This is a genomic window from Anaeroglomus insulsum (genome assembly GCF_050689095.1).
Lineage (GTDB): Bacteria > Planctomycetota > Phycisphaerae > Sedimentisphaerales > Anaerohalosphaeraceae > Anaeroglomus > Anaeroglomus insulsum.
The window spans coordinates 265,244-285,152 of sequence record NZ_JBOGCL010000004.1; the positions used below are offsets into that span (position 1 = coordinate 265,244).

The 19,909-nt window shown below is 54.7% G+C and carries 12 protein-coding genes and 1 riboswitch; of the genes, 11 read left to right on the forward strand and 1 reads right to left on the reverse strand.

Going from position 1 to position 19,909, the window contains the following annotated elements; all coding sequences use genetic code 11:
• The first annotated feature begins 121 nt into the window (after positions 1–121).
• Entirely contained in the window at positions 122–541 is a 420-nt protein-coding gene (locus ACQ9LF_RS05855) for a bacteriohemerythrin (protein ID WP_462488442.1), read from the forward strand.
• 175 nt (positions 542–716) lie between these two features.
• Here the strand turns inward: ACQ9LF_RS05855 and ACQ9LF_RS05860 are convergent, their stop codons facing one another.
• Entirely contained in the window at positions 717–1,292 is a 576-nt protein-coding gene (locus tag ACQ9LF_RS05860; protein ID WP_462488443.1) for a zinc ribbon domain-containing protein, read from the reverse strand.
• Positions 1,293–2,057: 765 nt separating this feature from the next.
• Between ACQ9LF_RS05860 and ACQ9LF_RS05865 the strand changes: the two genes are divergently transcribed.
• The 10 genes from ACQ9LF_RS05865 to ACQ9LF_RS05910 all read left to right on the forward strand — a co-directional run bounded on the left by ACQ9LF_RS05865 (position 2,058) and on the right by ACQ9LF_RS05910 (position 19,892).
• The gene (locus tag ACQ9LF_RS05865) at positions 2,058–5,336 is read left to right on the forward strand and encodes a metallophosphoesterase (RefSeq protein WP_462488444.1); all 3,279 of its coding nucleotides are present in this window, start codon (positions 2,058–2,060) and stop codon (positions 5,334–5,336) included.
• Between the two features lie 218 nt (positions 5,337–5,554).
• Complete coding sequence (locus ACQ9LF_RS05870; RefSeq protein WP_462488445.1) at positions 5,555–6,379, forward strand: type II secretion system protein; 825 nt, start codon at positions 5,555–5,557, stop codon at positions 6,377–6,379.
• A gap of 544 nt (positions 6,380–6,923) precedes the next feature.
• Positions 6,924–7,778 carry a glycerophosphodiester phosphodiesterase gene (locus ACQ9LF_RS05875; protein ID WP_462488446.1) on the forward strand — a complete coding sequence of 285 codons (855 nt, stop codon included), beginning with the start codon at positions 6,924–6,926 and terminating at the stop codon, positions 7,776–7,778.
• A 270-nt stretch (positions 7,779–8,048) separates the two neighbouring features.
• Positions 8,049–9,134 (forward strand): Sb-PDE family phosphodiesterase, encoded by a 1,086-nt coding sequence (locus ACQ9LF_RS05880; protein ID WP_462488447.1) that lies wholly within the window; start codon positions 8,049–8,051, stop codon positions 9,132–9,134.
• A gap of 406 nt (positions 9,135–9,540) precedes the next feature.
• Positions 9,541–14,451, forward strand: a complete 4,911-nt coding sequence (locus ACQ9LF_RS05885) for a LamG-like jellyroll fold domain-containing protein (RefSeq protein WP_462488448.1) — start codon at positions 9,541–9,543, stop codon at positions 14,449–14,451.
• A 249-nt stretch (positions 14,452–14,700) separates the two neighbouring features.
• Complete coding sequence (locus tag ACQ9LF_RS05890) at positions 14,701–16,221, forward strand: phage terminase large subunit family protein (RefSeq protein WP_462488449.1); 1,521 nt, start codon at positions 14,701–14,703, stop codon at positions 16,219–16,221.
• 133 nt (positions 16,222–16,354) lie between these two features.
• Positions 16,355–17,644: a helix-turn-helix domain-containing protein gene (locus tag ACQ9LF_RS05895; protein ID WP_462488450.1), complete on the forward strand. Its 1,290-nt coding sequence runs from the start codon at positions 16,355–16,357 to the stop codon at positions 17,642–17,644.
• Between the two features lie 106 nt (positions 17,645–17,750).
• A riboswitch (Fluoride riboswitch) is annotated at positions 17,751–17,814 on the forward strand.
• Between the two features lie 90 nt (positions 17,815–17,904).
• The gene (crcB, locus tag ACQ9LF_RS05900) at positions 17,905–18,282 is read left to right on the forward strand and encodes a fluoride efflux transporter CrcB (RefSeq protein WP_462488451.1); all 378 of its coding nucleotides are present in this window, start codon (positions 17,905–17,907) and stop codon (positions 18,280–18,282) included.
• Positions 18,283–18,401: 119 nt separating this feature from the next.
• Positions 18,402–18,749, forward strand: coding sequence for a DUF190 domain-containing protein (locus tag ACQ9LF_RS05905; RefSeq protein ID WP_462488452.1), 348 nt, complete (start codon positions 18,402–18,404; stop codon positions 18,747–18,749).
• Between the two features lie 405 nt (positions 18,750–19,154).
• Entirely contained in the window at positions 19,155–19,892 is a 738-nt protein-coding gene (locus ACQ9LF_RS05910; RefSeq protein ID WP_462488453.1) for a CorA family divalent cation transporter, read from the forward strand.
• The last annotated feature ends 17 nt before the right edge of the window (positions 19,893–19,909 follow it).

Sequence of the window (19,909 nt, forward strand, 5' to 3'; positions counted from 1 at the left end):
AATGTAGAATCTCGCGTCGGATGGAGAAGTCCGACGCGAGATATGTTTAACCTGTGTCATTTTGCCGCGACAAAACATAAAATAGCAGGAACAAAATAATTTAAGCAAAAGGATAACAGCAATGGGATTCATACAGTGGCAGGACAGTTTTTCGGTGGGGGTTCCGGCGATGGATATTCAGCACAAGCAGTTGGTGGCGATGGTCAACCAGCTTTACGAAGCGATGCGGACCAGCAAGGGGGATGCGGTGGTACAGACTATTCTGCCGTCGCTGGTGCAGTACACCAAAACGCATTTCAATTCCGAAGAAAAGCTGATGCATGAAGCGGGTTATCCAGACATTGCGGCTCACCAGGCCTTGCATCATAAGCTGGCCATGCAGGTTGGCGACCTGATGGATAAAATCAAGAGCGGCAAGATGGTGCCGACGGTTAGTGTGGCGACATTCCTGAAAGACTGGCTGGTCAATCATATCCAGGGCCAGGATAAGCACTATGGTGCTTTTATCGCCCAGCATCAGTTGGTCGGGGCGGCACGTTAGCAGTGGCGTTGACAATGTAAAATCTCGCGTCGGATGGAGAAGGCCGACGCGAGATATACTCAACGGGTATGATTATTCCGCGACGGCCACAGGCCGTTTTATACCGCACGTATTCACGGGGTCAGATCAGTCCGTCTATTTTGCTGGGGGAAGCCGGGGGACACCACTCCGCGATTCAGAATTCAAAGACAGACATGGTGTAGGCGCCGGACAGGCCGATGAAAATCCAGAACACTTCCAGCAAACCAAGTGAACTGATCAGGGCAAAGCGAAATCCGCCGTCGGGGGCTTCCATTTTCCGCTGGATATCGGCCTGGATGAAAACGGCACTCAGGGCGGGGTAGTATTTTCTGGCGGCATTACGGAGGTCGATTTCTTCTTGCCACTGTGCTGACACGCTGTCGGCTTTGCTCAATACGTCCATCTCGGCATCGGTTGGTTGTGGGAGGGGGTAGCCGGCGGTGGAGGATGAGGCGTTGGCTAAATACTCCAGAAGGTTGGTTTTGTTGGAGGCTCGCAGGGTCTGGACGGCGAGTTTGCGGGCGATTTTGGGGTCGGCGTCGGCCTGGTCCACCGCGGCGATGGACTGGGACTGGGCTGCAGGTGCTGCGGCTGGAGGAATGACGACTTCGGTGACGGGTCTTGGGACGATGGACGGTTCGTTGCATTTGCTGCAGCGGACACGCCGGCCGGCGTAATTGTCGGGGACGCCGAGTTTCTGATTGCATTTGGGGCAGTGATACTTGATCATGTTACCGTCCTTCTAAGCAGATAAAAATGAAACGTGAAGACAGGATGAAAGTCTCCGGGGGCGTATGCAAACGGTTTGCATAAAGAATAGGGAAAAATACGGATAGACAGTGAGTGTATCCCCTGATTGGTAATGTCGAGTTGTCGTGTAACAAGCTCCGCACAGGCGGCTCCTTCGAAATAACCTCCATTCCATCGTGACATTATGCGGTTTTGAGGGGGGGAAAGTCAAGGGGGGAAATAAGAATGTAAGGATACATGGATACAGGGATGCAAGAATACAATTCAGGTATACAAGTATGTAGGTATAATAGGTATGCAGGGGGGGATTTTCCAGTTTCGATTGTCCATTCGAACCATACGACATCCATGTTCCGGGTTTATTGTTTTTATGATGAAGAACAGCAGGGGCAGGAAGGACAATGCTGTGCCGAGGCGAGAGGGGCATCTGACGGAGTCTGCTTTGAAATTGTGAGCATCGTGTCACGGTTCTGTTAGTTTTCCAAATTTTGCCTGCATGTCGGTTTGATATGCGGGCGAAAGTGATTTTTCATCTATTCTGAATTTTACAGTTCTCTCATTTTTATCTAATCGACGGATAACAATGGTCGCGTAATTTCTGTGCCTTCAGGGGGGAGGGTACGAGAACGTATTCTGTGTGGAATGGCCGGGAGGCAGTTCCATGGTGCAGCCGTGATGAATGTATACCCAATGGGTATGATCATTCCGCGACAAACCGGAAAAGTTCAAGCAGGATTAGTTTAAAATGAATCTACAGACAGTACGCAGTGAGTTCAGAAAGGATGAGATGATGATGAAAAGAATGTCGTGTGTGATGATGGTGTGTGTAATGGGGGTGTGGTCGTGGGCCGCGCCGTTCAAGGTGGCGGTGCTGCCGGATACACAGAATTATTCGAAGAGCTATCCGGAAATATTCAACCGTCAGACGCAGTGGATTGCAGATCATACAGCCTCCGAAAACATCCGATTTGTGACGCACCTGGGGGATATTGTCAATAATTACGGTGATGATCCAAACCAGTGGCTCAATGCCCATGCGGCCATGAGCATCCTGGACGGTGACCCGGCGCTGTATCCGAACAAGCGGGTGCCGTATTCGGTGTCGATGGGCAATCACGATATGCATACGGCCACGGATAAATACGGCGGCTATGCGGAGTACTTGTATTTCTTCGGCAGCCATCGGTATGCGGGGTGTTCGTGGTACGGCGGCAGCAATCGCAGCGGGGCCAGCCATTACCAGGTGTTTGAAGCAGGCGGGCGGCAGTGGCTGCATCTGAACCTGGAGCTGTTCCCGGATGATGAAGCCCTCAAATGGGCGCAGGATGTGCTGGACGCGCATCCGGACCTGCCGGCGATTTATTCGACCCATGCGTATATATCCGACAAGGAGGACCCCAATACGCTGATTCCGCCGTTTTCGACGGTGGGGTATAATACGGTGACGTCCAATGGCGGTCTGGGACAGTGGACCAAGCTGATTTACAATAACGACCAGATCTTTCTGGTGCTCAACGGGCATCATTCCAGTGAAGATTCGGAAGGCGATGGCGAGGCAGACGGGGAAAGCCTGCTGATTTCGAAGAACGCCTGGGGTCGGGATGTGATTCAGATGTGCTGTGATTATCAGAATTATGACAACGGGGGCAACGGCTGGATGCGGTTACTGGAGCTGGATGATGTGTCCAATGAGCTTCGTGTGCGGACGTACTCACCCTATTTGAATGCGGAGAAGACCGACTCGACGAGCCGGTTCAGTGTGCCGCTGAATTTTGCGGAGCGGCTCAGTCAGTTCCGTCGGCGTGAAGTGATTCCGACGGTGCAGGCGGCCAATATTGAAGTGGTTGAGCTTAGTGAAGGCAATGAACCCAACGAGATTATTTTGAGCATTCCTTCGGGTCAGCGGACGGCGATGATGTCGATTAATGACCCGAATTATCCGATCGGGCAGTCCAATCGCGGCGATTACGTGGTGAGAATCGGCAATGTGCTGGAAGACGATCTGCTCAACGGGGTGCATATTGCATCGATTGCCGAAAACGGTCGACAGAACGGGCTTCAGCTGAATTTTCATACGCCGGCGATGGGATATGGTCAGACCAACGCCTGGATTGCGGTCTTTACGACATCCTTGTCCTATGCGGGGTATGCCGGCGGGGATGAGGACAACGTGAATGTGGGTGTGGCGTATTTTCCGTTTGACGGCGGCTGGATCGGCGGTCGTGCCCTGAATATGGACAACAACAAGGATATCTGGGTGGTACATGGTTCGGGGCCTGTGGTGCTCAATGAGACGCTGGTTTCGGCGGCGGGGATGAGTCGTCCGTATCCGTTCAGCGGCAGCCTGTTTTCGGCGACGGCCAAGGGTGCCTGGAAGCTGACGATTCCGGGTGTGGACAGTCTGCGGGACGGGGTGCTGATTGTCTGCGGCGGCAAGAATGAAGACAATTATGCCAGCGCCAGCCCGCAGTTTGACGGCAGCGGCTGGATGATTACGACCCATGACAACGGTGTGAATGGTGCGTCGTGGGAGCAGGATCCGTTCAATTATATCTATATTCCGTATGAGACGCCGGGGATTGCCGCGGGTGTCATCTGGGGCAGCGGCGGGGTGCTCAACGGGACGAAGAATTTCCGGGTAAAATATGAATCGACGGGGACGTACCGGCTCAGCATTGACGGCCACAGTCCGAAGACGGGGACGCTGCTGGTGTGTTCGGGGCCGGGGTCGTATTCGGATGACAATATCATTACCTATCAGCCGGATGGCAATGACTGGCTGATTCAGACGCGCGACCTGCCGATTGATAACGGCACGACCTACAACCTGCAGACGAATCAGTATGAAGCGTTTACATTTGCGTTCATTCCGTTTGCCAATGCTCCGGCGGCTCCAGGGCCGAATCGGACGGCCGATGTGACCGGGATGGCGGCAGGCGATTATTCGGTGGTCAATAATACCGCGACAGTGCTGGGCGGGATTTATACCCGCAACAGCCGGAATTACCTGTCGTCGTACCATTATGACAGCGGGGATTACGGGATGTGCTGCAACGGCTACCAGCTGCCGATGAACAAGGGGATTCTGATTGCGACGGCCCGTCAGGCGACCCGGACATATTCGGGCAGCACGTATGTGCCGACGATTTCGACGGACCGGGCCATCAAGGAAGGCAGCCAGGGCGTGGTGGTTCATAAGGCGGCGTCGGCTGTAACCGAAGGGGATTCGGATTTTGCGGCGGCCTGGTTCCCCTATAGCGACGGCTTTTCCGGAGGGCATGTGGATACCACGCTGGCGGTTGCGGCCTCGGGCGGCAGGACTCCGACGGTCAGCTCAGGCGGGCTTGCGGGCAGTTATCGGGTATCGCTGGCAGGGGTCAGTGCCAAAGATGGGGTGCTGTTTGTGACGGCTCAGAATGCGGCCAAGAATACCACGGCTTCGGCGGCTCCGTCGGCGGATGGAACCGGCTGGGATGTGGTAACCCGGACCAATCAGGGTGCATTCGGTTATACGGCGGAACGATTTGGATACCTGTATCTGCCGTATAACAGCGACCAGGTGATGATTGGCCATGTCGGCAGCAATGGCGTGGTCAAAAAGAGCAACGGCCGTGCGACTGTAACGCGTCAGGACAAAGGTGTGTACCGCGTGCGAATCCCCGGCGGCAGTCCGGAACAGGGCGTGCTGATGCTGAATAGCTATGGTCAGACGGCGGGGGCGCCAGGACATTTTGCGATGAGCTATGCCGGCGACCGTGGCGAATTTGTCGTGACCTGTATGGAACTGTCGGCAACCCAGGCAGTTAACGATACGGACTTTATCTTTGCCTACATTCCTTTTGATGCCGCCTGGACGTTTCACTATGTTCAGCCGTCGACAGATATGAATGACTTTGCATCCTTTGCCCGCACCTGGCAGCGGAGTGCCCAGACTGCCGGGTTTAACAACCGGTGGGATTCGGATGGCAATGGCCTTGTGGATATCGCGGATTTGATGGTGTTTGTCGATCACTGGCTGCAGTAAAGACAAGGATACAGGGATACAAGAATACAGGGATACAAGAAGTGCCCAGGCATGGAGGCCTGGGTTTGCGATGAGAGACCGAAGCCGGATGCTTCGGCAACGTTAAAGCGAATCATACAATCCCGTCGTGTGCGATAGGGGTTGTTGTGGGACCTCTCAGGTACGGAGACCTGGGCAGTGTCAGGATTGTGTCGGAGTGTAACAGGAAAGGATCAGATGTGAGCAACAAGCAGGAAAAATACGGATTTACACTGATAGAACTGCTGGTGGTGATTGCGATTATCGGATTATTGCTGTCGATTGTGATGCCGGCGCTGCGGAAGGTCAAGCGGCATGCCCAGCAGATGACCTGCGCAGCGCATCAGAAGGGATTTGGAGTGGCGTTTCTGGCGTATGCGGAAGAAAACAAGGGGCGGTCGCACTGGGGACCCAATCGGGGGTACTGGTATATCAAGGACCAGCCCGGCCAGATGTATGATAAGGATGATATCAACGCCTATTGGGGGATAGCGTATCTTCCCTATGCCGAGAATATGAATGTGTTTCATTGTCCCAGTTCGCGGTATAAGCTGCAGACGTGGAATGCGTCAGATCCGATTGAGATTTATTACTGGGCGCATTTCGGGCTTAACGGGTTTGCGGCCAACCGGATTCTGGGGCGGATAAAATCGCCGGGGACGATGATTGTGATGCAGGATCATTTTGAGCAGAAGCTGGACAATAACGGGGATATGTTTCATATCAAGCCGGGGAATCCGTTTAACCTGACGCAATGGCGTGTTGCCAACCGGGATAAGTTTCCTGATGCACTGCTGGAATGTTTCCGGCACGGTCGGACCAGTGATGTGGTGCAGAATGTGCCGCCGTATTCACCGGAGGGTACGGGGTATTCCAATACGCTGTGGCTGGATGGGCATGTGTCGCCGATCCAGCAGACCGAGGGTCGGGATGTTCAGATTCGCTGGTACACCGGCGGGGTGGGAGATGGTTCACAGAGCAATTATGTAGCCACGCGGGAAGAAGCGGCTCAGAAGGTCTATTAACAAACAGAACATGGTGGATTGATGCCAGGGTTGTCCTGGGGGATAAACAGCTCCAGACAGGAAAGCCTCAGCGGCTCTGGACAAAGGGCAGGGATTTGGCGGGGAGGGTGTAACCAGACCGGTGTGCGATTCGTCTGATGTATCAAGAACACAAGAACTCAAGAACACAAGAACTCAAGAACACAAGAACTCAAGAACATAAGAACTCAAGAATAACAGTGTGTCGCCCCTGGCGGGGATTGAGTGAGGAAAAAGGGGCTTTCCCTGCATTTTTTTATGTTGTACCTTTGGTGTTGAAGCGATCGACTGTTTTCTGTATTATGGGTTGGAGCTTTAAGGGTTCCTCTAATCTTTCATTTTGGCGGACCCAGGACTCTTTTTGTCTCTGGCGGCGTCAGGCAAAAGCCGCTTTATTGGCCAGATAAAGCTCATTTTGCCTGCCTTGCCAGTGAGCAAAATCTTCTCTTTACCGCCGGAACGCTATATTTAGAGCCATCCTTTAGGTTATAAATCATCAAAAACATGTGAGGATCAGATGGGACGTATGAGCAAAGCGGCCGCTGCTGCGGTGATGTGTGTGGGGGTGATTATGGGGAGTTCCTGTTCGGCGGGGGCTTCGTCGGGAGCGGATATGAAGACAAAACACGTAGAGTATGTCGCACATCGCGGGGCGTCGTATGCGGCGCCGGAGAATACACTGGCGGCGGTTGAGCTGGCGTGGAAGGTGGGGGCGGATGCGGTGGAGGTGGATGTGTATCTGTCGGCGGACGGGCGGGTGATGGTGATTCACGATGCGACGACGCGGCGGACGACGGGAGTGGATATGAAGGTCGAGGCGACGGACTCGGCGAAGCTGCGGTCGCTGGATGCGGGCAAGTTCAAGGGGGCGGAGTTTGCCGGGCAGAAGATTCCATTTCTGGAGGAGGTGATTGCGACGATTCCGGAGGGACGGCGGCTGTATGTGGAATTGAAAAGCGACAAGCGGCTGGTGCCGGCGCTGGCAAAAATGCTCGAAGGGAATGCTCATCGCAAGCAGATTGTGTTTATCGGATTTAATCTGAATACGATCAGTGCGTGCAAGGAGCGGATGGCGGATATTCCGGCGTACTGGCTGGCAGGCGGAGAGAAAGACAAGATTACGCAGGCGTATATTCCGATTGATCCGGCGGTGATTCAGACGGCCAAAGAAAAGAAGCTGGATGGGCTGGATTTGCATTTTGCGGGTGTAACGGCTGAACTGGCGGACAAAATTCGGGCGGCGGGACTGGAATTGGCGGCCTGGACGGTGAATAAGCCGACGGAGGCCAGGCGGCTGATTGAGCTGGGGGTGGCGAGTATTACGACGGATCGGCCGGATTGGGTGAAACAGGAGACGGAGAAACTGCTTGAAAAAAATTAAAAAGCAAAAATCAAAATGCAAAATGAAGGATTCCGCCAGGGGCGGATAGGGATTGATTCCCAAGCACGGAGGCCTGGGCTGCAATACAAGAATATAAGAATGCAAGGATGCCGGAATACAAGAAGATAAATCTTAATCCGAAGTATCAAATACGAAACCCATTTTAAGACGATAAGCTAAAAAGGGCAGGCCCGGGGGCCTGCTCCTGCGTGAGTTGATGGATGGGATGTTATGAGAACTGGAATGGAAACAGAATCAGGAGAACCAAAGATGAAGTTGCAGGGTATTGTCCGAGGTGTTGTGTTGATGGTGTTGCTGGGGGCGTGTGTGTGGGCGGAGCCGGAGCGTCCGGGGCTGCGGTATTTTCCGGATACGAATGACTACAAGACGCTGGTGTGTGATTTTCATGTGCATACGGTGTTTTCGGATGGGCTGGTCTGGCCAACGGTGCGTGTGGAAGAGGCCTGGCGTGAAGGGCTGGATGCGATTGCCCTGACCGACCATATCGAGTACCAGCCGCACAAGGAGGATATCCCGACCAATCATGCCCGGCCCTATGCGATTGCGGAGAGTAAGGCCAAAGAGATGAATATCCTGCTGATCAAAGGCAGCGAGATTACCAAAGATACACCGCCGGGGCATTACAACGCCATCTTTATCACCGATATTGACCCGATTGACAACAAGAATGTGCTGGATTCAGTGCGGGTGGCCAACGAACAGGAAGGGTTTGTGTTCTGGAATCATCATACCTGGAAGGGTGAAGACAAGGGCAAGTGGGAAGATGTGCAGACGACGATGTTTGACAAGCAGTGGCTGCACGGGATGGAAGTGGCCAATGGGGATGATTATTATCCGCTGGCGCATCGGTGGTGCCTGGACAAGGGGATGACGATGCTGGGCAATTCGGATATTCATCAGCCGTCGTATGATGCCCAGTACACGCCGGACAAGCACCGAACACTGACGCTGGTGCTGGCCAAAGAACGGACGGTGGAAGCGGTCGAAGAGGCCGTGCGTGCGGGGCGGACGATCGTGTGGGTGGGGAACATGCTGGTGGGCAGGCAGGAGTATCTGCTGCCGCTGTTTGAGAAATCCGTGACGGTGCGGCCGGCGTATCTGACCACCGACGATGCGTTTTATTTTGAGATTGTCAATAATGCGTTTGTGAATCTGGAATTGAAGCGGACAGGCAAGGTCGGGCCGGCAAAGCTGACGCTGGGAGCACGGACAACCAAGCTGGTCAAAGTGGCCCGCGGCAAGGATGATGCGTCGGTGAAGCTGTCTTATACGGTGACGAATCTGCTGGTTGAGCCGGAGAAGGGATTGCCAGTGAGTTTTGAGGTGGGCAAGTAAGAATATAAGGATACAAGGATACCGGAATACCAGAAGAAAACTATCCTCCGAGGCACCACATACGAAACCAATTTTAAGGGTTCCTCTAAACATTCATTTTGGCGGACAGACGTTAAGCTTAAAAGGGCAGGCCCCAGGGCCTGCCCTTGCTATGGATAGGCGTGGGGGGTGAAATAAAAGACTGAAGCTGGATTCTTCGGCAACGTTGAAAAAACGATGGGGGAGAGGGGGATTTGCACAAATAGTTTGACTTGATGGGGGAGAATTTCATATAATTGTATTGACCTATATACAGGGATTAGGAGGTTTTCTGTCCCCCGGCCGGGTACACCGTCATTATGGCTGTTATTTTTTATGTCTGCCGGGACAGGCAGAGAATGATTTTTTATAAGGAAAGGGTTGGATTATGAAAACGCGGGGTCAAGGGGTGTGGGTGGTCTGGGTATGGTTTCTGTTGTGCAGTATGGGGGTGTGGGCGGGTCAAATTATTTCTCCTTCGACGAAATACTCCATCATGACGGGACTCGATGCGCGCGGGATTGTGTATGATGCGCGGGCTGAGCGGCTGTATGCGGTGGTAGTGCGGCCGGAGCAGGCACCGACGCGGTATGTTGCGGTGATTGACCCCTATCTGGGGGTGGTGGAAAGCACCTTCGGGTTTGGGGAGGTCAATGTCGATTTTTCGGAAAAATACAACATGGCGCTATCGGATGATGGGCAGTATTTGTATATCGTGACGCATGCGCGGCATGTGATTACGCGGATTGATTTGACGACACGGCAGGTGGATTTACAGATCGAACTGCCGGGACGGGGGGATGATACGACCAACGGGCTTATCTATGATATTGTAACGCTGCCGGGGCAGCCGCGTGCAGTGGCGGTGGTGCATGCGGTTTATGATGCGTCCAGCGGGATGACGTGGACGTGGAAGGTGCGGATTTATGATGATCATATAATGCGGCCCACGGAGGCGATGGTGCCGATGACGACGACACAGTTTCCGGTGGGGGCGCAGATTACTACGACGCCGGAGCCGTCGGTGCTGTGTTTGTATGACCAGGCGGGCGGGCTGCGGCGGATTGCGGTGGATGGGTCGGGGGCGAGCCTGATAGAGACGCTGGAGACGGGGTGGGTCCAAGTGACGATGAAAGACCTCAAGCAAAGCGGCGGGATGGTGATGGGGGTGCCGACCAGTACAGGCCGGAGTTTTTTTTATGATTTGAGTTCCGGCAAGACATATTCACAAAGCCGTGCGGAAACTACCCCGATGGAATTGGATCGGAGTTTGAATGGATACTATACGGGTTCAACGACGGGCCTGGGAGAATATCTACTGTTTGGCGGCACGGATCAGATAGGGGTATTTGAAAATACCTATAATTCAAGCCCGACAGCGGCCGCGAATCTGACATTGGGGACGCCGCGGGATATGGTGCGGTTTGGGGCCTACGGGCTGGCGATGACGACGGGGGGCAAGCAGATTGTTCTTGGGCAGCGAAACGCTGAGCCGGTCCTTTATTATAAGATGGATGAAATAACCGGGACGAAGGTCAAAAACAGCGGTGTGGCGCAACCCCAATTTAATTCATACGACGGGGTATTGGAAGGAAGTCCGTTACAGTCGTGGGTTGCGGGGCGGTGGGGCAACGCGTTAAATTTAGAGAATTACAGCTTTGTTCAATCTTCGTATCCGGGTATTGGCCATATTATTTCCCGCACCTGTGCGGCATGGATTAAGACGACGGACGCTGACGGCGGCTCGATTGTCTCGTGGGGTTCAACATCGACCAACGGAGGTCTGTGGTCTTTTCGTGTGGGTGCGACGGGAAAGATTTTAGTTGATGTGCAGGGCGGCTTAGTCCGAGGCAGTACGGTGGTCAATGACGGCAAGTGGCATCATGTGGCGGCGGTGCTGCCGATTTCGGAGGCCCCCAAAGTGTCTCATATCCGTCTGTATGTGGATGGTATTATTGAATCGCCGGATATGGTGACCAATCCGGATTTATTAATCAGCACTAACACCAGGGGCTGGTTTGTTGTAGGGGGCAATTCCTCTCAAGTTGGTTCTTATTACACGGGCTTGCTGGATGAGGTACGGATTTATGATGTGGCACTGGAGGAAGAGGAACTGCGGCGTTTGATCTGGCCGGTGCCGGCGCTGCCTGCGGCGTACTGGATGATGGATGAGCCTTCGGGGCTGGCGGTGCGGGATTGTGTGGGCGGGCATGACGGGATGCTGGTGAATGCCTCAGATGAGGTGCGGATGCCGGGGCGCAACGGCAATGGGCTGGTGCTGGACGGGGTGGATGATTATGTGACGGTGCCGGGGTATAAGGGGGTTACGGGCAAGACGTCGCGGACGTGTACGGCGTGGATTAAGACGACCCGGATGAATGACGGTCAGATTATCGGCTGGGGCGCCCTTGAGACGGGCAAGAAGTGGGTGGTGCGACTGGATGAAGTCGGGACATATTCATGGGAAAAGGCGGTGGTGCTGCGTGCCGAGGTTCAGAACGGGTGGATCGTTGGCACCATGCCGCTCAATGACGGGCAGTGGCATCATGTGGCGGTTGTGCTGGACAGCGACGGGACGCCGGATATTTCGGAAGTCCGATTGTATGTGGATGGGGTTCGGGATACAGTCGGCAGCGTGCAGGCGTGTGCGATTGATACGGCGGCGAGTCAGGACGTGGGGATTGGCGGATTTATCCCGCTGCCGCAGTATTTTGGCGGATTTCTGGATGATGTCCGGGTGTATGATATTGCCCTGGATGATACGGCGATTTCGGCGCTGCACAGTTCCATCGATACCTATATGACGATACAGCCGTCGGACCCGATGCGCGATGAGCCTTTGGCGCATTGGGCGCTGGATGAGACGATGGGAACCGATGCGGCAGACAGCCTGGGGCGACATCCGGGCAAGCTGATGGGTAACGACGGCAGCGGAGCATGGGTTGGCGGTGCAGCGGGAGGGGCGCTGGTGCTGGACGGGGTGGACGATTATGTGACGATTCCGGGGTTCAAGGGGGTGACCGGGATGCGGTCGCGGTCGTGCATGGCCTGGATCAAGACGACGCAGGCCGGTGGGCAGATAGTCAGCTGGGGCAATAAAGCAACAAGCCGGAAGTGGATTATGCGGGTCAATGAAAACGGGACGCTGCGTGCGGAGGTTGAGGGCGGGTATGTGTATGGCACGACAGCGATTAACGACGGGCAGTGGCATCATGTGGCGGCGGTGCTGGACAGTGTTGGGTTGCCGACGGTGATGCACATTCGTCTGTATGTGGACGGGGCGCTGGATGAGGTTGGGGCTATCGGCCTGAATTCGATCGATACGGATTTGGGCAACGACGTTGCTATCGGTGTGTTTTTGCCGCAGCCGCAGTATTTTGCGGGGCTGGTGGACGAGGTCCGGATTTACAACTATGCTGTCAGCGATGCGGTGATTGTGAATCAGGTTAAGCCGTTGGTGGTCGATGAGCCTTCGGCGTACTGGACGATGGATGAGGTGTCGGGAGTAGAGATTGCCGACAGCCTGGGCGGTCACACAGGATACCTGCTCCACAGCGATGAGGCGATTCGTGCTGACGGCGTCAGCGGTTATGCGCTGGTGCTGGATGGGGTGGATGATTATGTGACGGTGCCGGGGTATAAGGGCATTTCCGGCACAGCGTCGCGTTCCTGTACGGCCTGGATCAAGACGACCAAAGCCGGCGGACAAATTGTCAGCTGGGGCAGTTATGAGACGGGCAAGAAATGGGTGATGCGTGTGAATGAAAACGGGACGCTGCGTGCGGAAGTGCAGGGCGGGTATATTTACGGGACAATGCCTGTGAACGATGGGCAATGGCACCATGTCGCGGCGGTTCTGGACAGCGACGGGACGCCGGATGTATCGGAGGTTCGGCTGTATGTGGACGGGGTACGTCAGGCTATCGGCGGACTCCAGGCCTGTGCGATGGATACGGCGGTCGGGCAGGATGCGGCGATTGGAAGTTTTATGCCGCTGCCGCAGTATTTTTCGGGTCTGGTGGATGAGGTGCGGGTTTATGATTACGCCCTGACATCGGCGGCGATTACGGTTCAGACGGGTATGACGGTGCCGACGACACTGGAGGCCTATTGGAAGCTGGATGAGCAATCGGGGCCGACGGCGGCGGACAGTGCCGGCGGGCATGATGGGCAGGTTAATGACAGAGAAAGCAATCCCTGGATTGTGGGCAAGATCGGCAACGCGCTGCTGTTTAATGGGATCAATGACTGTATGACGGTGCCGGGATATAAGGGGATTACGGGAAAACTGTCGCGGACGTGTATGGCGTGGGTTAAGACGACCCAAGCCGGCGGACAAATTGTCAGCTGGGGCAGCAAAGAGACAGGCCGCAAGTGGATTATGCGGGTCAATGAAAACGGGACACTGCGTGCGGAAGTGGAGGGCGGGTATATCTATGGCACGACACGGATTAACGACGGGCAGTGGCATCATGTGGCGGCGGTGCTGGACAATGACGGGACGCCGGATGTGTCGGAGGTTCGGTTGTATGTGGACGGGGAGCGGGAGGCTACCGGCGAGGTGAAGGCGTGTGCGATGGATACGGCAGCCGGGCAGGATGTCTGTCTTGGGTCGTTCGCACCCCAGCCGATGTATTATTCGGGTACGCTGGATGAGGTGCGGATTTATCGGGGGACGCTGACGGATGCGGAGGTGATGGAGGTGATGCGGTCGGCGGGTGTTGTGGAGACCAAAGTCGATGCAGGGCCGGATCAGACGGTGTATGCGGATGCGGATGGGACGGCCGAGGTGGTTCTGGACGGCAGCAGGTCATCGGGGGAGGATATCGTTGCGTATATCTGGCAGGTGGCGGGTCTGACGCTGATTGACGGACAGCCTGCGGCAATCGTGCGTCTGCCGGTTGGGGTTTATACGGCAGGGCTGGCGATATCGGATGGGATTATGGTGTCGCCGCCGGATGAGACGGTCATTCGCGTGATTCGCAAACAGGCGGGGATGCTGACGATGGTGCCGACGACGATTCGGCGGAGTGATACGTCGCGGTATGTGACGGCGATGCTCAAGCTGCCGGCGGGTGTGAATGGGCTGGATACCCGGCTGCGGCTGAGTCCGGGGGATGTGGAGTCGGTATTTGAACGGCGGGTGGTATCCGGCGGAGATGTGTTTGTTGTCGGGTGGTTTGACAAGCAGGCGTTTTTGAATGCCGTTGCGGATGGGCCGGTGGAAGTGACGGTGTCGGGTGAGCTGGCCGATGGGACGCTGGTGTACGGCAAGGCGATGGTGAATATAAGAATATAAGAATACAGGGATACAAGAATACAAGAATGGGGGATAGATCGAAGCGTTCAGTTTCGGCGACGTTGGATAATCAGGGCAGGCATGGGGGCCTGCCCTTACTGTTGGAATGAGTATGGGCGTATATTGATACAAATCCCGTCGCTTGTGCTGGGGGTTGCTGTATTATGAAGAGCGGCCGGCGGGTGCCCATACGATGCATTTCATATTATTCATTTCATATTTATCCATTTTTCATAAAGGAGCTTGACAATGGCGAAGAAGAAGGTGCCAACAGGGGGATGCCGTGCGCAGAAAGCGGCGGTGGAGGTGCAGGAGCAATTGGTGGAGACGGCGGCGGAGATAGTCTGCGCGCCGCAGTCGCGGGCGGAACTTCATACCTATGTCAAGACGCATCTGGGGCTGGATGTGCCGGACAAGGCGGTTTGTTCGGGGCATAATGCGCCGATGGATTATCTGTGGCATGCCTACAGTGCGGATTTTGCGGGACTGCCGGAGGCGGTGGGTGCGGAGGACTCGGCGGATTGCATCGTGTGGGCCGGACGCGGGGGCGGCAAGACGCGGCTGGCGGCGGTGGCGACGCTATTGGACAGCATCTTTAAGCCGGGGTGCAAGACGCGAATTCTGGCGGGGTCGCTGGACCAGAGCAGTCGGATGTATGAGTATTTTTGTGACTATGCGCTGACGGATGCGTATCGGCCGATGCTGGAGGGCAAGGTGCGGGTGGGGCGGTGCCGGTTCAGCAACCGGTCGGATGTCGGTGTGCTGGCGCATTCGCCGCGGGATGTGCGCGGGATTCATATTCACAAGCTGCGGTGCGATGAGGCGGAGCTGTTCAAGGAGGATGTGTTTCGGGCGGCGCAATTTGTGCCCAAGACGCGGGACGGGATTCGCGGTGCGATGGAGATTTTCAGCACGATGCATCAGCCGTACGGCGTGATGCAGCGGCTGATTGACGGGACGTATCAATCAAAGATTCGGCTGTTTCGCTGGTGTGTGTGGGAGGTGATCGAGCGGTGCGAGGGGCGGACCTGTTCGCAGTGTCCGTTGTGGTCGGATTGCGGGGGCAAGGCCCAGCAGGCGTCGGGGTATCTGAAGATTGACGATGTGATTGACCAGATGCGTCGGAGCAGTCGGGCGGCGTTTGAGTCGGAGATGCTGTGTCTGCGGCCTCGGATGGACCATGCGGTGTTTGCGGACTTTGCCATGGAAACGCATGTCCGTCCGGTGACGTATGATCCGGGGCTGCCGCTGTATCTGGCGATGGATTTTGGGCATCGCAGTCCGTATGTGTGCCTGTGGATTCAGCAGGATGAAGCGGGTGTGGTTCGAGTCCTGGATGAGTATCAGGAGGCCGGGGAAGAGCTGTCGGTGCATCTTGATGTGGTGCTGCGTCGGACGCCCGGGGGGCTGGATACGATAGCGGGGACGTATTGTGATCCGGCGGGTGCCCAGCGGAATCTGGTAACGGGGACCAGTCCGGTGATGGAGCTTGCACGCCGGGGGATTCAGTGCACGTATCATGCGTCGCGGATTGTGGAGGGGATTGAGCTGATTCGGCAGGTGGTCAAGTCCGGCGACGGCAAGAGCCGATTGGTGATTGATCCCCAGTGCGGACGGCTGATTGAGGCGATGCGGTGTTATCATTATCCGGCCAATCCGTCCAGCGAGCTGCCGGAGAAGGATGGGGTGTATGACCATCCGATTGATGCCCTGCGGTATTTTTTTGTCAATGTTGGCAGGACGAAGAAGGCCAAGGTGGTCAGGACCTAAGCCTTGAGGTCTCCTGCTGCGGGTATGGGGGCTTTTGAGTCGGGTATTTGGGGCTTGTATAATTGTTTGTGAATTACTATAATAATATTTTGCTATTCAGAGGGATTAGATAATTTTGGAGATTAGCGGGTTTATGCAAGGGACGATATCGACCAAACTGGACTTAAAAGACCAGCTTAGCAGGGACCAATTCAAGGTGATACAGACGTCTTTTGTCGCTAATTATCAATTGCCGCTGGAGTGTACCGGGCTGGACGGCAAGGAGGTAGTGGGTCTGTGTTCGCAGCCGTGTCATCCGTATTATTGCCGGTTGATTCGGAATTCACGGATCGGGGCGGCACGGTGTCGGCAAGACCGATTACGGAGTATGAATATCGCCTTAGAGACGGGTCAGCCGTATATCAGCTTGTGTCATGCGGGGATTGTGCTGGTGTGTGTGCCGATTATGGATGGGGAGACGCCGCTGGGCGGGATGTTTTTCGGCAAGTGCCTTTGGGAGCGTCCGGATGAGCTGTTTGATGCGGAGCTGAAGAAACGGCTTCGGGGGCTTCGTTATGATTTTTTTGATTTGCACAAAGCCGCCCAGGAGCTGCAGGTGGTTGCCGCGCGGAAGATTCATGAGGCGGCGGAATTTCTCTATGTGCTGCTGTATCAGACGGCGGAACTGGATCCGTGTGTGGTGCAGTGGCGGCGTCAGAAGACCCAGCAGCAGTCGCGTATCAGCGAGGTGATTCAGGAGAGCAAGCGGCTTGGTGCGGATGAACCGTATCCGTATGAGTCGGAGCGGGAGCTGATTGCCAAGGTCAAGATTGGCGATCGGACGGGGGCGAGGGAGATTTTGAATAATCTGCTGGGGATGATTTTGTTTCATAGTCCCGGGGATATGAATGTGCTCAAGGCGCGGCTGGTGGAACTGCTCAGTGTGCTCAGTCGTGCGGCGGCGCAGGGGGGGGTGGATATCAATGTGCTGCTGAATAAGAATCTGGACTATATCAACAAGGTGCTGTCGATTCATACGCAGGATGATTTGTGTGCCTGGATCAGTCGGGCGCTGGATGATTTTATCGAGAGTGTGTATTCGTGTCAGGATGCGCGGAAGATGAGTCAGCTGCGTCCTGCGATGGAGTATATGGAGGCGAATTATAACCGGCCGATCACGCTGGCGGATATTGCGCGTGAGGCGCATCTGAGTGTGTCGCGGCTGGCACATTTGTTTCGGGAGCAGATGGGCATTACGCTGATTGATTATCTGACGAATGTCCGGATCAATGCGGCCAAGCGGCTGATGCTTAAGACGGAGATGAACTGTACGCAGGTGTGTTTTGAGGTGGGGTATAATAATCAGAGCTATTTTACGCGGACGTTCAAGCAGGTGACGGGGATGACGCCGCGGCAGTTCCGCCAGGCGAATAAACGGACATGACCAGCCCGGGGTTTTATGCCGGGCGGGACTATTCGCGACAAACTCAAAAAAAGCTTTTACACGGTGTGGATTTTGTGTACAATTGGGATGATGTCTGAATCAATCGATTTGGAATGGGGATGGAGTTCCCCGTATAACCGCCTGCCAGGGCTGATAACTCCTACAGCAGAACAGACTGTGGGAGTATTTTTTACAAACGATATCCCCCATCTGATCATGCTGGAATCAAAAAAACATATACATAAGTGCAGGAGTATATTGTGCTGCTAAAATTGCTGTATTTGAGTCTTGCAGGGGCGGCCGGAACGCTGGCCCGGTACTGGCTTTCGGGGCTGGTGCAGAAGCATGTTTCGACGGCGTTTCCGCTGGGGACGGCGGTGGTGAATGTTGTCGGCTGTCTGTGTTTCGGGCTGGTATGGGCGATTCTGGAAGAGCGGCTGACGCTGTCGGGTCAGATGCGAATTATCGTATTTCTGGGATTTTTCGGTGCGTTTACGACCTTTTCGACGTTTGCTTTTGAAACCAGCCGGCTGCTGGAGGACGCCGAGTGGGTTCAAGCGGCGGGCAATATTCTGCTGCACAATACGCTGGGGATTGTTGCGATGATTGCGGGTTTGGCACTTGGAAAGTGGATTTGATATACCCAGCGGGACTGATTATTCCGCCAGCTCAGGAAGCACGTGGTTGAAGCGGACGTACTTAGCCGCGACGAAATGGAACATTTTAAGTTGGATCATTATAATCCAGGGAGGCACAGATGCAACTGCCATCGGAATCACAATTGCTTCGGATCTTTATCGGCGAGGCGGATAAATATGAAGGCAAGCCGCTGTATGAGGCGATCGTTCGCCTGGCCCGGCAAAAGGGACTGGCCGGAGCGACCGTTGTGCGGGGTATTATGGGCTTTGGCGCTGACAGTCGGATGCATACGGCCAAGATTCTGCGTCTATCGGAAGATTTGCCGATCGTGATTGAGATTGTGGATAAGCCGGAAAGGATTCAGACCATATTGCCCGAACTCGACGCGATGATTCAGGAGGGCATGGTTACGCTTGAGAACGTGACGGTATTTGCCTATCGGCATAAAGCCCAGAACACCGTCTAAGGTCCATGAAACGGAAACGAAGTCAAAGCGATTTGACTTCCCTGCAAACGGCGGGGGACGGGGTTTGGGATTTTTAATGCGGGATACGGGTTGGCGTGGTTTTTGGGCAGTCTGCTGATGGGGGTACTCTATGACATCTCGCTGCCGGCGCTGATCAGTTTTTCGGTCCTCAGCCAGCTTGCTTTCCTGCCGATATGGATTGGCCCTGGTCGGAACATGTGTCGGAGTTAGCGGTTTCAATGGTCTGAACGGGGGGGGGAGCTTTCTTGATTATTTATACCCTGCGCGTATAATTATGCCCTGTTCAAAAGCTGTACGTGGTTGAAGCTGCCGTACTGAGCCGCGAGGAACTGGAAAATTTCAGCCAAGATGAGTCAAGAGATGCAGCTCTCAGGAGACAAAACGATGATCAAGCAGTACGAAATAATCAATAATCGGGTTATTGCATCGCCGCAGGGTCAGGGGCAGATTCTGGTTGCTCTTGCGCCGGATGAGCAGGAACGGGCCGTGCTCAGAGAGCAGTTTCAAATCGATGAATATGATATGGCTTCAACGCTGGATGTTGATGAAGTTCCGCGGCTTGATACCACGGGGGGACGTCTGCTGGCTATCTGGAAGGTGCCGGACAGGGCCATGGTTCTTCAGTCCATCGAATTGGGCATCAAGGTGACCGGCATCATTATTCATTCGGACCGCTTGATATTTATTCATACCGGCGGGGAGTTGAGCTTCACCGAACGGGAATATCGGAATACCGCAGATATTCGAGATGTGATGCTGGGGTTTCTCCTGTACACGGTTCGTCATTTTGTCAGTCATCTCAGAGCGATTCGTCAAATCAGTTCCGAATTGGAAAAGAAGATTACGGTATCGATGGAAAACCGGCATTTGCTGCAGATGTTCAATTTAAGCGAAAGTCTTGTTTACTATATTGATGCCATTGAGGGGAATGCCGTTGTTTTATCCAAACTCAAGAATATCTGCGGGCAAATCGGCTTTAAGTCACAGCAAATGGAGCTTCTGGATGATATCATTCTCGAAAACATTCAGGCGGCACGGCAAGCCAATATCTTCAGTTCTGTTCTTAGCGGTCTGATGGACGCGCGAGGGACGATTGTGAACAATAATATGATGTGCTGCTGAAGAATTTGACTTTGATT

Coding starts and splice junctions, on each gene's coding strand:
- ACQ9LF_RS05855 (WP_462488442.1), top strand. CDS start 122: ATGGGATTCATACAGTGGCAGGACAGTTTTTCGGTGGGGGTTCCGGCG.
- ACQ9LF_RS05860 (WP_462488443.1), bottom strand. CDS start 1,292: ATGATCAAGTATCACTGCCCCAAATGCAATCAGAAACTCGGCGTCCCC.
- ACQ9LF_RS05865 (WP_462488444.1), top strand. CDS start 2,058: ATGAATCTACAGACAGTACGCAGTGAGTTCAGAAAGGATGAGATGATG.
- ACQ9LF_RS05875 (WP_462488446.1), top strand. CDS start 6,924: ATGAGCAAAGCGGCCGCTGCTGCGGTGATGTGTGTGGGGGTGATTATG.
- ACQ9LF_RS05880 (WP_462488447.1), top strand. CDS start 8,049: ATGAAGTTGCAGGGTATTGTCCGAGGTGTTGTGTTGATGGTGTTGCTG.
- ACQ9LF_RS05885 (WP_462488448.1), top strand. CDS start 9,541: ATGAAAACGCGGGGTCAAGGGGTGTGGGTGGTCTGGGTATGGTTTCTG.
- ACQ9LF_RS05890 (WP_462488449.1), top strand. CDS start 14,701: ATGGCGAAGAAGAAGGTGCCAACAGGGGGATGCCGTGCGCAGAAAGCG.
- ACQ9LF_RS05895 (WP_462488450.1), top strand. CDS start 16,355: ATGCAAGGGACGATATCGACCAAACTGGACTTAAAAGACCAGCTTAGC.
- ACQ9LF_RS05905 (WP_462488452.1), top strand. CDS start 18,402: ATGCAACTGCCATCGGAATCACAATTGCTTCGGATCTTTATCGGCGAG.
- ACQ9LF_RS05910 (WP_462488453.1), top strand. CDS start 19,155: ATGATCAAGCAGTACGAAATAATCAATAATCGGGTTATTGCATCGCCG.